The sequence below is a fragment of the Rhodococcus sp. PML026 genome (assembly GCF_000963615.1).
In the GTDB taxonomy this organism is placed as follows: Bacteria; Actinomycetota; Actinomycetes; order Mycobacteriales; family Mycobacteriaceae; genus Rhodococcoides; species Rhodococcoides fascians.
In genome coordinates, this window is the sequence record NZ_KQ031373.1 from 354,713 (window position 1) to 368,030 (window position 13,318).

Consider the following 13,318-nt stretch of genomic DNA (forward strand, 5'->3'; position numbering starts at 1 on the left):
CTCATATGTCCCCGGACTGAACACGACCCCTGCTACGAACTTCCGCGCACGTGGGCAACCCTTGCGCTCGGCCGAATCTCGTGTCACTCTTGGTTCATGACAACAGGAAAGGCGGACACCGCCTCACCGACGTGAGCGCCGTGCCGATGCCGTCGACATTCCCCCGTCGAGGCACATTCTCCGAAGATCCCGATTCCTACGCCGAAGACATTCGCGCGGTCTGTGCACAACGCGACCGGTGGCTCGATTACGGACTGAAAGCCGGCCCAGCCGACAGATCCGTCGCAGAACATGCTGTGGCACAACTGTATCGATCAGCCGGGTTCGACGAGCCCGAGTTCCATTGGGTGCCGTCGCCACAGGCTGCAGCGACCTTCATCGCCGGCAGACACTTGGCGAGAACACCGTCGATATCCACCGCCGGTACCGAGGTGGACGCCGCGATCGCGACCATGTTGTCCGACTCCCGGCACCGTATGGACCGCATCATCGAGCGCCGCCACATCGAATGGCCGCGGGAAAATCGGTGGTCGACGGTCAACGGCAGCAACGACTTTCGAGCCCGCGGCATCGTCGCCCGCGGTACCCCGATCGAGGCGGCCCTCGCCGGTATCAGCCCGGATCCCATCATCGACCGGACCGTCCGTACGTCGTTGCACACCAGCCTGTTCGACGGAATTGCCACTTCCATCCGCACGACCACTCCCCGCCCGTTCGGCTCCATCACCTGGTACGGCCAACAAGAAGCCCATCGCGTCGCCTACTACGACGCTTTCCGTCGCCACGGACTCGCCCGGTTCTCCTTCGAAGACGTCGAACTACTCGACGTCCAAACCGCCGTCATCGAGTCGACGGGCTGGTGGTGGGCGTTCGAGAACATCGCAGTGATGGCAGAACGGCCCACCTCCGTATACGTCGAACCGCTACCCGATTCACCGCACGGTGAAGTGCGGCTGCATAATTCGGAGGGCCCGGCCGTGGAGTTCGCCGACGGCAGCGCAGTCCACGTACTGAGCGGCACCGTCGTTCCGAGCTGGGTGATCGACAATCCCACGATCGACCGCATCACTGTCGAACGCAACGTCGAAGTGCGACGAAGCGCCATCGAACGAATCGGCTGGGACACCTACCTGGAGCAGGCCGGTCTACGCCTCGTCGACACCGGCCAGGATCCGGGGAACCCGGGCTGCACCCTGGAGCTGTACGCAGCACCGGAGGGCTGGCAGGACGGGGGACGAATTCTGCTTGCCGTCAACGGTTCTCGTGAACGCGAAGGTCGACGGCGCCGCTACGGGCTGCGGGTCCCCGCTGCCTTCACCTCCGCCGTCGACGCGGCAGGCTGGACCTACGGTCTTGCCGGAGCCGACTATGCCCGGCTCCTCCGCCGTACGTGACTCCGCACGACCTCCATCGATACCCACCCCACAACTACCCACCCCAACGACCAACCACAGGTGACCCCATGAACTCGAACATCACGCTGTCCACTCTCACCGACCGCACCGGTCTGGATGTCTTCGACTACCTCGACAAGGAGATATCGGTGCCCGTCGTCAACGGGTCGCAGGCCCAGGGAGATCTGATCGTCGTCCCGCTCGCCGTACTCGACGGCATCGTCGTCACCACCGAACGGACACGACACGAGACCGTGCCGTTGTCCGGCATCGAACTGCTCCGCAGTGCGGCGGGCGGCAATCCGCACAGCCTCGTCGCCGACGGCCGCGGGTGCACGTGGTCGAGTCCGGTGCACGACGTTCGACGCCTTGCTCTGGGCATCCTGAGCAATTCGGAGACCGCCTACCTCATTCACCCCGAACACGGAGCCACCGGAATTGCACCCGGCCGATACGTCATCGGGCGTCAGCGCGAACGCGGCGGAGACGGCTGGTTCTCGTCGACGCAACTGATCGCGGACTGACACACCGACCGAGTGTGATCTGTATCGCATCAACCAGGCACTGATAGGTGCATCTCAGAAGGGGCGTCGGAGCAGTAAGTGTGACTCTATGTAGCACTAAGGTTCGCGTCATGACTGCTGTTGTCGCACAGACCGTCGCATGACCGGCGCCCCTTCGCCGGTGCAGAACCGTCTCCTCGGAATCGCCCTCGTCGTGCTCATCGTCGTGTTCGTCGGGTGGAGTGTCACCTCGTACAACAAGACGTTCGTCGACGTCGTGACCGTCTCCCTCGAGACCGACAGCGTCGGCAACGCGCTGCCCCGCAATGCCGACGTCAAGGTGCGCGGCATGATCGTCGGCGAGGTCCGATCGGCTACGACCACCGACGGCGTCGTCACCTCGGAACTGGCGATCGAGCCGGACAAAGCCCCGATGATCCCCTCGAACGTCACGGCCCGCCTGCTGCCGAAAACCCTGTTCGGTGAGCGGTACGTCGCGTTGATTCCGCCGGACGGCAAGCCCGGTTCGCCCATCACCGAGGGCACCGTGCTGAAGCAGGATCGCAGCGGAAATGCCATCGAGGTGGGGCAATTGCTCGACGGCCTGCTGCCGTTGCTCCAAGCCGTGCCGCCACAGGATCTCTCGAACACCCTCGGCGCACTGGCACAGGGGCTCAGCGGCCGCGGAGAACAGCTGGGCCTGACGATCGATCGGCTGGAGAACATCTTCTCCGGACTGAACACCGAACTCCCCGCCATCCAGCAGGACCTACGCGGATTGGCGGACTTCTCCCAGACCTACGCAGACGCAGCTCCCGAGTTGGTCAGCGCTCTCGACAATCTGCGGACCACCGGCAACACCGTCGTCGAGAAGCAATCCGCGCTCGCGACGCTGTACACGTCGGTGTCATCCGCCTCGAACACGACGGCCGGCTTTCTCGAGGCGAACTCGACGCAGCTGATCGGTCTCGCCGCGAATTCGCGCGAGGCACTCGAAGTGCTGGCCGAGTTCTCCCCCGCCCTGGGTTGCACGGTCGCGCAGTTCGCCGAAGGGGCTCGACGCGGCAGGATCGTCACCGGCGTCGGCGACGAGTATCCCGGCATCAACGTCTCGATGCCGTTCGTCAACCCGAAGGGTCGGTACCTGCCGAACCAGGACGAGCCACGGCTGTTCGAGCAGACCCGCGGACCGAGCTGCTACACCCCCCTCGACCGCAATGCGGGCGAGTACTTCCCGCAGTACCCGGGTGGGTCACCCAACGACGGCTCGTACCAGGTGCCGACCAGAAACCCGGGCGAGCAGAACATCCCGGTGCTCTCGGCTCCGCAGCTCTCTCCTGTTCCCGCTTCGTATGCGGGCTCGGTCACCGAGCAGCAGACCCTGGCCGTCATCTACGGCGGTGCCACCGGAATCGCACCGGAGGCCGTCCCCTCCTGGACCACCACGGTGGGCGCGCCTGCGCTTCGAGGAACTCAGGTCACGCTCCGCTGACACCGCCTGATTGAATGGTCCGCATCCCCCGTCGACGAGCGCGGCGGGTAACGATTCAGGAGTACAGATGCCAGTCGACACGAACGCCGCAGGATTCTCGATCCAGTCCTCCAACGACGGGCGCGCGGCCGTCATCTCGGTAGCGGGCGAGCTCGACGTCACCACCGCTCCGGCACTGTCCGAGGCCATCACCGCACAGACCGCGACCGGCCCGGCTGCACTGATCGTCGACCTGAGCGGAGTGTCGTTCCTGGCCTCGGCGGCCATGACCGTTCTCGCGACGGCGCAACAGGATCACGGAGAGTCCCTCTCGTTCTCGGTCGTCGCCGACGGACCGACCACCAGCCGGCCGATCAAGCTGATGGGCTTGGATCAGGAATTCACCCTGCACGCCGACCTGGCGTCAGCCCTCGCTGCCCTCGGCTGAGTCGGGGGCCGGGGATACGCCCAGTGCCATGACGGCGGCGTCGTCGGCCAGCCCGTCGCCGAAGCTGCGCAGCAGCAACCGCAGATCGTCGACGATCGCTGCCGGAGTCGCCGGAGCGTGCGCCGTCGCGAATTCCAGCAGGGCACCGTCGTCGTCGTATCGACCCCGGCCGACTCGCGCTTCGGTGAGACCGTCGCTGTAGAGCATCAGGGTGTCCCCTGCTTCGAGCGTGACGGTCGCCGGAACGAAGCGAGCGTGCCGAAGAATCCCAATCAGCTGGCCGCCCGTCATGGTCACGTAGTGGGCGGTGCCGTCGGCCCGAAGGACCAGCGGTGGGGGGTGCCCGCCACTGGCCATCGATACCTCGAATCCGGTGTCCGTTCGGCTCAGAATGCCGAAGACCGCGGTGCAGAACTGCGCATTGGCGTCCCGAAACTCTTGTCGCAGAACAGAATCCAGATTCTGCAGCACCGCGACGGGATTCTCGTCGTACACCGCTGCCGCGCGCAACGTGTACCGCGTCAGCGACGTCACAGCGGCCGCCGATGCACCTTTGCCACAGACGTCGCCGAGAAAGAAGCCCCAGCAGTCGTCGGACAACGGAAACAGGTCGTAGAAGTCGCCACCCACCTCGTCGCGGGACGCTGCCCGGTAGTGCGCCGCGGCGGTCATCCCCGACGGCGGTAGCAGTGCGGGCGGCAACAGCGACCGCTGCAGCGTCTTGGCCAACAGTTCTGCACGCGTGCGTGATTGCAGCAATTCGCGCTCGTAAGTACGGCGATCGCGAGCGTCGAGCGCCGTGATGCGGATCAGTACCGGCCGGCCCTCTGCGTCGATCTTGACGTTCGCCGTGATGAACACCGGCAGCCGTCGACGATCCGCCGTCACCAGGTCCAGTGCAATGCCGTCGAGCTTGCCGTTCATCAACAGCATCGGCCCGAAGTGGGTCTCGTAGTGAATGCGTCCACCGACGGTGAGCAGCTCCCCGAAGTCGGTGCCGACCAGCGCGTCGACCTCGAAGCCCAGCCAGGTTGCCAGCGTCGAGTTCAGTCGCGCGATCCGCATGTCGGGGCGCACGGACAAGTACCCGCATGGCGCATTCTCGTACAGGTCCTCGACATCGAGGTCATCGATCACGACGGTCTCACGAAGTCCGCGATGGTCTCGGCCGTCAGTTCGGGTGCGGTGATCTGCGGGCAATGGCCACTGACGTCGAGAGTGATGCGGACGCTCCCCGGGATCTGTTCGTGCACGAACCGGCCGACCTGAGGCGGTGCGAGCGAGTCGCGCGCACTGTCGATGATCAACGTCGGCACCGGTACTGCAGGCAGATCCGCCCGATTGTCGGACAGAAAGGTGGTGCGGGCAAACACCCGTGCGCACGCCGGATCGGTTCGGCACACGCTCGCGGTCCACATGTTCTCGAGTTCCGGTCGATCGGGTGCGTTCACGACCACCGATGCCATCGATGCAGACCAACCGAGGTAGTTGCTGTCCAGCGATTCGAGCAGTTCGTCGATGTCCTCTGCACTGAAGCCGCCGCGGTAGTCGCCGTCGTCGATGTACCGGGGGGACGGAGTCAGCAGAATCAACTTGGTGAATCGATCGGGCGCAGCGGTGGCGGCCAGCACCCCCATCATCGACGCCACCGAGTGACCGACCAACGTGACGTCGGTCAGGTCGAGTTCCTGCGCGATCTCGACGATGTCGGCGGCGTACGTGCTCATGTGGGCGTATCTCTCGGCGTCCCAGGCCGCGGGGTCGGCTGCACCGGCCCCCACGTGGTCGAACAGGACGATCCGGAATCGCGAAGCCAGGATTTCGGTGACGCCTCGCCACAACGTCTGGTCGCAGCCGAAGCCGTGCGCCAGCATCACGACCGGGCCGTCGGCAGCTCCGACGACTTTCACGTTGTTCCTGAGGCGCGCACTCACCTGCACAGTGTGTCATCCGGCACCGGAAGCGGGGAGTGAGACTGCCCGGACAGGGTATGACCCCTGTCTACAGAAACGAGAATCTCATGCGAGTGCTGGTCACCGGCGCAACCGGATACATCGGATCTCGGCTGATCCCCGTGCTTCTCGAACAGGGCCACGAGGTACACGCCGCGATGCGTGACCCCAAGAAGAAGTCGCGTTTCGCCTGGGGTGCGCACGTGACGGCAGTGCACTTCGACCTCGACGACCACGACAGCTTCGACTCCGCTACCGAGAACGTCGACGCGGTGGTCTACCTGGTCCACTCGATGGACGAAGGCGATTTCGTCGAGAAGGATCGCCATGCCGCGCAGTCCATGGCCGCCGCTGCGGAACGCAACGGGCTCCAGCGAATCGTCTACCTGTCCGGACTGATTCCCGACGACGGCACTCCGCTGTCGGACCACCTGCGCTCACGGCTGCAGGTCGAGGAGGCGTTCCTCGACAGTTCCGTCGATGCCACCGTCCTTCGGGCCGCCATTATCCTCGGTTCCGGATCCACGTCGTTCGAGTTGGTGCGGCGCATGACCGAGCGACTGCCGGTGACGCCGATTCCGACGTGGATGCGGAGGCAGGTGCAGCCGATCGCCGTCGTGGACGTCGTCGCCATCATCGCCCGCGCCCTCGGCGACACAGCCCGTCCCGGATCGTTCGACATCGGCGGCACCGAGACGATGAGCTACCCGGAACTCCTGCAGGCGTACGGCAGCGTCGCCGGTCTGCGCCGAGCACAGATTCCGGTGCCACTGCTGCCGACGGGGCTGGTCGGCCGCGCGGTCGCAGTCATCACCGCGATGCCGCCCGGCACCGTGATCTCGTTGGTGGAGAGCCTGACCCACGACATGGTTGTGCGACGCGGCAATGCCGCGACGGAGGTGTTCGCAGAACCGGATACGACGTTGCTCAGCGTGCGGGAGGCCTTGGAACGCTCCATCACGGTGGCAGCCGAGGAAGGTACGGACGCACACGCCGACCCTCAGGCCGCAGCCGACACCGATCCGGACTGGGCAGGCGGAGTCGTCGACATCGTCGACGGCACCGTGCGACAGCGTCCGTCCGGCATCGCGGGCAAGGTCCAGCTCGGGGCGACCCGCTAGCCGGTGTCGATGTCTGTCAGCTGATGTAGCTGTCAGCCGATGTCGCTGTAGCGATGAGCCCAGGGCACTGCTCGTTCCAACTGCGCCGCGAGTTGGACGAGGAGCCCCTCCCCGCCCAGCGGGGCGAGAAAGTGTGCGCCCATGGGCAGACCTGAGCTCGTCCAGTGCAGCGGAACGGACAGGGCGGGACGCCCGGTGACGTTGGCGGTCTGGGTGTACGGGATCCACGAGATGTTCTCGTCGATCATCTGATCCACGATGCCGGTGTACTTGAGCATTCCCGCAGTTCGGCTGCGCAACAACAAGTCCGATGCCAACTGCAGCGGCTTCGCGAGCTCGAACGCCCCGATCTTCGGGGGCAGCTCGGCCAGAGTCGGGGTCAGCAGCAGGTCGTACGTCTCGAAGTAGGTGGCCAGGGCCCGCACGTGCACGTGTCGGCCCTCCACCGCATCGAGGTAGTCGACTCCGCTCGCGGATCGGCCGAGCGCGGCCATGATTCGGGTGTCCCGCTCGAATGCGTCGTCACCGCACCCGGTTCTGCGCTTGACCTCTTCCATTTCCCACGCCAGGTACGTGAACCAGGCGAGCAGGAATTCGCGGTTGAGCGCTGCGTCGTCGAACGGCGGGGCCTCGAGGAGTTCGACGGTATGGCCCAGTTCGCCGAGCGTGGTCGCTGCCGATTCCATCGCAGCGATCGCCTCCGGGGCCGGAGACGGATTCACCGAGGTCGCGGCGTACATGCCGATCCGTAACGGCCGCGGGTCGGTGTCCATCCGAGACAGGAACCCGTCGGGCGGCGGCGTGGACGAGTATCCCGACGTCGGCTCACCACCGGCGAGGACATCGAGCATCGCGGCGGTGTCGCGGACCGACCGCGACACCACGCCCTGCACTGCGGCCCCGTGCATCGGCTCGCCGAACGTCGGTCCCGACGGCACCAGCCCGCGGCCGGGCTTGAGCCCGACCAGTCCACAGCAGGCCGCCGGAATGCGGATGGAGCCGCCGCCGTCGTTCGCTCCCGCCACCGGCGCGATCCCGGCCGCGACCGCCGCGGCGGAGCCACCCGACGAACCACCGGGAGTTCTGCTGCGGTCCCACGGGTTTCGAGCCGGGCCGAACACTGCTGGCTCGGTGATTCCCTTGGCACCGAACTCCGGGGTGTTCGTCTTACCGAAGATGACCAGGCCGGCGTCGAGCCAGCGCTGAACCACCGTCGCGTGTTCGGGCATCGGCAGCTCGGTGAGTGCGCGCGAACCACTGGACGTGGGCAGCCCCGCGTAATCCTGCGACAGGTCCTTGATCAGAAACGGCACCCCGGCGAACGGGCCTTCCAGCGTTCCGGCCAGCCGCTGCTCGGCCTCCTCGCGCATCGGGCGCACGATCGCGTTGAGACCCGGGTTCACCGACTTCGCCTGCTCCAGTGCGCAATCGAGAAGTTCACGCGGGGTGACATCGCCTGTGGAGACCAACTCGGCCAGCCCGAGGCCGTCGTACGTCCGATACTCGTCGATGCGCATGAAGTCACTGTAGATGTCGGTTGCCGCCGGAGGCACGAACTCGACGAGATCGCAGTTGTGCAGGCATTCCGGGCCGAAACAGCCGCATAACTGCGAACTCGACGCGAACCGTCAGAATCCGATGGGCAATCCGGCGTAGTTCTCCGCCAGTCCCTTGGCACCCGCCTCGCTGGACGCCACCCATTTCAGTTGCGAGAGTTGCAATTGCGCGTCGAAGGGGTCGTCGCCGGTATGCAGCATCGTGGTCATCCACCACGAGAAGTGGGTGCAGCGCCAGACGCGCCGAAGGGCGTCGTCGCTGTAGCTGTCTGCGGCCCGAGAATCGTTCCCCTTCAGCTTCTGCGCCAGGGCAGGCGCGAGCAGAGCCACGTCGGCTACCGCGAGGTTGAGGCCCTTCGCTCCGGTGGGCGGCACGATGTGCGCGGCGTCGCCGGCCAGGTACAGGTTGCCGTGTCTCATCGGTGTCTGCACGTAGCTGCGCATCGGCAACACGCTCTTCTCGGTGATGGGGCCGGGGTTCAGAGTCCACCCGTCCTGACCGTGACCGAGCCTTAACGCCAACGCATCCCAGATGCGGTCGTCGGACCACGTGTCGATATCGGTTCCGTTCGGCACCTGCAGATACAGCCGGCTGACCGCCGACGACCGCATCGAGTGCATCGCGAAGCCGTCCTGATGCCAGGCGTAGATCAGTTCGTCCGTCGAGGGGGCGACATCGGCGAGCACACCGAGCCAGGAGTAGGGATAGACCCTTTCCCAGGTGTTGCGCACCGAATCGGGCATCGCCGCCCGGCTCGGCCCGAAGGAACCGTCGCATCCCGCAACGACTGTCGCGTCGATTCGCACCGCGTTGCCCGACGCGTCGGTGAAGGTGACGTAGGGCGCGTCGGATTCGACGTCGTGCAACGCCGTGTCCGAGACGTCGTAGTAGATCTGTTGGCCGGCCTTCTCGCGTGCCACCACGAGGTCCTTGGTGACCTCCGTTTGCCCGTACACCCAGACACTCCGGTCGACGAGATCTCGAAAGTCGATGTGGTGCCGCTCTTCCGGCCACTGCAAGTAGATGCCTCGATGCTCGTCGCCCTCGCGGTGCAGACGCTCACCGAGCCCGTGTTCGTCGAGCAATTGGACCGTCGAGTGTTCGAGGACTCCGGCCCGGATTCGGGAGAGCACGTATTCCTGAGTACGTGACTCGATCAGAATGGAGTCGATCCCCTGCTCGTCGAGCAGGTGGGACAGCAGCAGACCCGCGGGCCCTGCACCGATGATGGCAACCTGTGTACGCATGCAAGCAGTAGACCCCGGGATCTCGACCCGAACAAGACCGCACTTCCACTCAGTGAAAACGGCCGACTACCCGCCAAGACTTCGTCCGATCCCGTGGGCCGCAACCTGAAGTGCGGCAACCAGTCTCACTCGATCGCGGCCCAGCTTGGGAACCACGATTCCCAATGCGGCGACCACACTGTCGCCGGCATGGACCGGCACAGCCACCGAACACGCACCGAGTGTCATCTCCTCGACCGTCTGCGCGAAACCCTCGCGACGCACTCGACGCAACTCGCTCTCCAGCTGCCCAGGATGCGTCACCGTGTACGGGGTGAGGCGATCCAGAGAGCGCATCACCTGCTCCTGCACCTCCCGCGGCGCGTACGCCAGCAGCACCTTGCCGACGCCGGTGGCGTGCAGCGGCAGCCGAGCGCCGACGCGACTGACCGCGGGAACCGATGCGTGGCCGGCCAACCTGTCGAGATAGAGCACTTCGCACCCGTCGCGGATGGCCAGGTGCACCGTCGCAAGGGTCGCTCCGTAGATGTCGTGCAGAAACGGTGATGCGATGTCGCGAAGATCGGACTGATCGGGTGCGAGCAAGCCCAGTTTCCACAACCGCCTACCGACGACGTAGCGCCCGTCGTCGCCCCGGACCAACGCGCCCCACTCCACCAGTTCTCGCACCAGCCGATGCGCAGTGGCGATGGGTAGGTCGGCACCGGCGGCCAGGTCGGTCAAGGTCAGCGACGGAGCCTTCTCGTCGAACACGCCGAGCAGGGCCAGCAGGCGCGCAGCCACCGAGACTCCGGGGTCCCGAGCATTGCCAGCCACCCCAAGGACGATAGCCGCCCCCACTCGCCGCCGAACTCGAAGTTATGGATGAAAACGGACTCGAATCCGTCCATAACTTCGAGTTCGGCGGGAAATCAGACAGTGGCAGCGGCAAAGCCGATTCGATTGAAACGCTTTTCGCGCGCGATCATCCGCATCGAAGGGTCCTGAGCGATCAGCTCGGCAAGTTCTCGGTGCAATACCGCCCCCACTCGATCGCAGAACTGCTGTGATTCGTCTGCGGCGTCGGGCAACTCGGGAACGATGATGTCGACGACACCGGCCCGGAAGAGATCGAGCGAGCGCACTCCCTGCTTGGTCGCCATCTCGGCGGCGTGGGTGGTGTCGCGATGCACGATGGCCGAGGCACCCTCGGGCGGCAACGGCGAGAGCCAGGCGTGCTGAGCAGCGAGAACTCGATCCGCCGGCACCAACGCAAGGGCACCGCCGCCGGTTCCCTGCCCCAACAGCAAGGAGAGCGTGGGGGTTTCGAGGTCGACCATGTCTGCGATACACCGTGCTATCTCGCCGGCCAGGCCGCCTTCCTCCGCCTCCTTGGACAGCGCTGCACCGGCAGTATCGATGACGGTGACGAGGGGAAGCTTCAAATCCTGCGCCAGCCGCATGCCGCGTCGGGCCTCACGCAGAGCCGCGGGGCCGAGTGGCGTCTTCGTCGTCTGACTCCTCCGGTCCTGCCCGAGAAGAACGCACGGCATGTCGCCGAACCGGACGAGCGCCAGAATGAGGCCCGGATCGGACTCGCCCTGACCGGTTCCGTTGAGCGGTAACACGTCTGCCGCTGTGTTGAACAGCAATTCGCGTACCCCAGGCCGATCGCTCCTGCGTGAGGCCAGAATGGAGGTCCATGCCGGCACGTCCTCGATCTCCCACTCGAGAGCATCGGAATGCCGGACGCGACACGACGGCACGTCGGTCATGATGCGTAGTGCCCGGTCGACGATCTCACCGAGCTGCTCGGGCGGACGGATGGCGTCGATGAGTCCGTGCGCCTGCAGGTTCTCCGAGGTCTGCACGCCGGCGGGGAATTTCGCGTCGTACAACGCCTCGTAGACGCGGGGCCCGAGGAATCCGACGAGCGCACCGGGCTCGGCAACGGTGACGTGACCGAGCGATCCCCAGGATGCGAAGACGCCGCCGGTGGTGGGGTGGCGCAGATAGACGATGTACGGCAGGTTCGCCGCCTTGTGTGCGGTTATCGCTGCGGTGATCTTGACCATCTGCAGAAACGCGACGGTGCCCTCCTGCATGCGCGTTCCACCCGAGGTCGGCAACGCGAGCAGCGGCATTCGCTCGGCGGTGGATCGGTGCACCGCACTGACCAAGCGTTCACCGGCGGCCACTCCGATGGATCCGGCCAGAAAGGCGAACTCGCCCAACAGGATTGCCACCTTACGTCCGCGCACGGTCGCGGATCCGGTGAGAACGGATTCGTCGAGTCCGGTCTTCTCACGCGCCGCAGCCAGTTCGTTCGCGTACTCGTCGTCGATGACGTAGTCGGCAGCCGGGCTGTCCCACGACTCGAAACTCCCGGGATCGATCACCAGATCGAGGAGTTCGAGCGCGGTCATCCTCGTCATCGGATCGCTTCCTTCAACCAGTCGCGGACGAGTTCATCGTCGGCTCCGAGAACCGGCGGTGCCAGATGTCGGTTCTCGGTGACCTCCGTCCCGTCGGATTCGAAGAATCGCAGCGGCGGCCCGGGCAGGGTCACCGTGCCCAGCGTCTCGTGCTCGACGTCGATGAGCAGGCCCTGAGACTTGGTCTGCTCCCACTCGTACACTTCCTGCACGTTGCGTACTTTGCCTGCGGGGACACCGATTTGGTCGAGAAGCGCCAACAACGGCTCGGTCTCGTAGGTACGGAAGATCTTGGACACGAGTTCGACGACGTCGTCGCGACTGTCGACGCGTTGCGGGTTGGTCGCCATACCCTCGAGGTCGGGATCGATACCGAAGCCCTCACAGAAGCGATGCCACAGACCCTCGCTGCCCACCGAGATCTGCACGGCTCCATCGGAAGTGGGAAAGAGGCCGTACGGACAGATCGACGGGTGGTGGTTGCCCTGCGCCTCACCGATCTCGCCTGCGACGGTCCACTTGGTGCCTTGAAAGGCGTGCACCCCGACGACGCTGGCCAGCAACGACGTTCGAACCACCTTGCCTCGGCCGGTGCGGTCGCGCTCGCGCAGCGCAGCGAGAACACCGAAGGCTCCGTACATTCCGGCGAGCAGGTCCGCGATCGGGACCCCCACGCGCTGAACATCGTCGGGACCGGAGCCGGTGAACGACATCAACCCGGCCTCGCCCTGAGCGATCTGGTCGTAGCCGGATCGGCCACCCTCGGGGCCGTCGTGTCCGAATCCACTGATCGACAGCACGACCGTGCGCGGGTTGATCTCGGCGATGCGCTCGGGCGAGAAGCCGAGCCGATCGAGCACTCCCGTGCGGAAGTTCTCGAGCAGAACATCCGCGCGTTCGATCATGCGCTCCAACGCTTCTCGGCCATCGTCGGTTTTGAGGTCGAGCGCGATCGACCGCTTGTTGCGGTTGGCCGAAAGGAAGTACGTCGATTCGCGCTCCGCGTCACGCGGGGTGACGAAAGGCGGCCCCCACACCCGAGTGTCGTCGCCGCCCTTGGGGGTCTCGACCTTGATGATGTCCGCACCGAGATCTCCGAGCATCATCGCCGCGTGCGGGCCGGCCAGGGCGCGCGTCAGATCCACCACCACGGTGCCGTCGAGCGGTCCGGTTCTGCCTGTCGTGTTGAGGGGCATCGAATTGATCCTTAC

The 13,318-nt window shown here is 65.6% G+C and carries 12 protein-coding genes; 5 read left to right on the forward strand and 7 right to left on the reverse strand.

Features of this window, described 5'->3' with window-relative positions:
* Positions 1 to 131 precede the first annotated feature (131 nt).
* The 4 genes from VF34_RS12280 to VF34_RS12295 all read left to right on the forward strand — a co-directional run bounded on the left by VF34_RS12280 (position 132) and on the right by VF34_RS12295 (position 3,816).
* A complete protein-coding gene (locus VF34_RS12280; RefSeq protein ID WP_045841478.1) occupies positions 132 to 1,394 on the forward strand; it encodes a DUF6745 domain-containing protein in 1,263 nt (420 codons plus the stop codon).
* 68 nt (positions 1,395 to 1,462) lie between these two features.
* Positions 1,463 to 1,918 (forward strand): hypothetical protein, encoded by a 456-nt coding sequence (locus VF34_RS12285; protein WP_027494677.1) that lies wholly within the window; start codon positions 1,463 to 1,465, stop codon positions 1,916 to 1,918.
* Positions 1,919 to 2,057: 139 nt separating this feature from the next.
* Positions 2,058 to 3,389, forward strand: a complete 1,332-nt coding sequence (locus tag VF34_RS12290; RefSeq protein WP_045841479.1) for an MCE family protein — start codon at positions 2,058 to 2,060, stop codon at positions 3,387 to 3,389.
* 67 nt (positions 3,390 to 3,456) lie between these two features.
* Complete coding sequence (locus VF34_RS12295; protein WP_032367862.1) at positions 3,457 to 3,816, forward strand: STAS domain-containing protein; 360 nt, start codon at positions 3,457 to 3,459, stop codon at positions 3,814 to 3,816.
* On the opposite strand, the gene VF34_RS12300 is transcribed toward VF34_RS12295, so the two are convergent.
* Positions 3,793 to 4,950 carry a PP2C family protein-serine/threonine phosphatase gene (locus VF34_RS12300; RefSeq protein WP_442970662.1) on the reverse strand — a complete coding sequence of 386 codons (1,158 nt, stop codon included), beginning with the start codon at positions 4,948 to 4,950 and terminating at the stop codon, positions 3,793 to 3,795. The two genes, VF34_RS12295 and VF34_RS12300, sit on opposite strands and share 24 nt — an antisense overlap.
* Positions 4,950 to 5,750, reverse strand: a complete 801-nt coding sequence (locus tag VF34_RS12305) for an alpha/beta fold hydrolase (RefSeq protein WP_197077463.1) — start codon at positions 5,748 to 5,750, stop codon at positions 4,950 to 4,952. The genes VF34_RS12300 and VF34_RS12305 overlap by 1 nt, the downstream gene beginning before the upstream one ends.
* A 56-nt stretch (positions 5,751 to 5,806) precedes the next feature.
* On the opposite strand from VF34_RS12305, the gene VF34_RS12310 reads away from it, so the two are divergent.
* On the forward strand, positions 5,807 to 6,889 hold the full coding sequence (locus VF34_RS12310; RefSeq protein ID WP_051364916.1) for an NAD(P)H-binding protein: 1,083 nt from the start codon (positions 5,807 to 5,809) through the stop codon (positions 6,887 to 6,889).
* A gap of 32 nt (positions 6,890 to 6,921) precedes the next feature.
* On the opposite strand, the gene VF34_RS12315 is transcribed toward VF34_RS12310, so the two are convergent.
* From VF34_RS12315 to VF34_RS12335, 5 genes are all read right to left on the reverse strand, one after another.
* Positions 6,922 to 8,406 carry an amidase gene (locus tag VF34_RS12315; protein WP_032408374.1) on the reverse strand — a complete coding sequence of 495 codons (1,485 nt, stop codon included), beginning with the start codon at positions 8,404 to 8,406 and terminating at the stop codon, positions 6,922 to 6,924.
* 111 nt (positions 8,407 to 8,517) lie between these two features.
* Positions 8,518 to 9,693, reverse strand: coding sequence for a 4-hydroxybenzoate 3-monooxygenase (locus VF34_RS12320; RefSeq protein WP_045841481.1), 1,176 nt, complete (start codon positions 9,691 to 9,693; stop codon positions 8,518 to 8,520).
* 66 nt (positions 9,694 to 9,759) lie between these two features.
* The gene (locus VF34_RS12325) at positions 9,760 to 10,509 is read right to left on the reverse strand and encodes an IclR family transcriptional regulator (RefSeq protein WP_032388051.1); all 750 of its coding nucleotides are present in this window, start codon (positions 10,507 to 10,509) and stop codon (positions 9,760 to 9,762) included.
* Between the two features lie 95 nt (positions 10,510 to 10,604).
* Positions 10,605 to 12,107 carry a carboxyl transferase domain-containing protein gene (locus VF34_RS12330; RefSeq protein WP_045841482.1) on the reverse strand — a complete coding sequence of 501 codons (1,503 nt, stop codon included), beginning with the start codon at positions 12,105 to 12,107 and terminating at the stop codon, positions 10,605 to 10,607.
* On the reverse strand, positions 12,104 to 13,303 hold the full coding sequence (locus VF34_RS12335) for a CaiB/BaiF CoA transferase family protein (RefSeq protein ID WP_032384192.1): 1,200 nt from the start codon (positions 13,301 to 13,303) through the stop codon (positions 12,104 to 12,106). Before VF34_RS12335 ends, VF34_RS12330 begins: the two co-directional genes overlap by 4 nt.
* Positions 13,304 to 13,318 lie beyond the last annotated feature (15 nt).

What these genes read in the sequence shown, in the direction of transcription:
- VF34_RS12330 (WP_045841482.1), bottom strand. Translation starts at nt 12,107, where the DNA reads ATGACGAGGATGACCGCGCTCGAACTCCTCGATCTGGTGATCGATCCC.
- VF34_RS12295 (WP_032367862.1), top strand. Translation starts at nt 3,457, where the DNA reads ATGCCAGTCGACACGAACGCCGCAGGATTCTCGATCCAGTCCTCCAAC.
- VF34_RS12310 (WP_051364916.1), top strand. Translation starts at nt 5,807, where the DNA reads ATGACCCCTGTCTACAGAAACGAGAATCTCATGCGAGTGCTGGTCACC.
- VF34_RS12315 (WP_032408374.1), bottom strand. Translation starts at nt 8,406, where the DNA reads ATGCGCATCGACGAGTATCGGACGTACGACGGCCTCGGGCTGGCCGAG.
- VF34_RS12285 (WP_027494677.1), top strand. Translation starts at nt 1,463, where the DNA reads ATGAACTCGAACATCACGCTGTCCACTCTCACCGACCGCACCGGTCTG.
- VF34_RS12335 (WP_032384192.1), bottom strand. Translation starts at nt 13,303, where the DNA reads ATGCCCCTCAACACGACAGGCAGAACCGGACCGCTCGACGGCACCGTG.
- VF34_RS12320 (WP_045841481.1), bottom strand. Translation starts at nt 9,693, where the DNA reads ATGCGTACACAGGTTGCCATCATCGGTGCAGGGCCCGCGGGTCTGCTG.
- VF34_RS12290 (WP_045841479.1), top strand. Translation starts at nt 2,058, where the DNA reads ATGACCGGCGCCCCTTCGCCGGTGCAGAACCGTCTCCTCGGAATCGCC.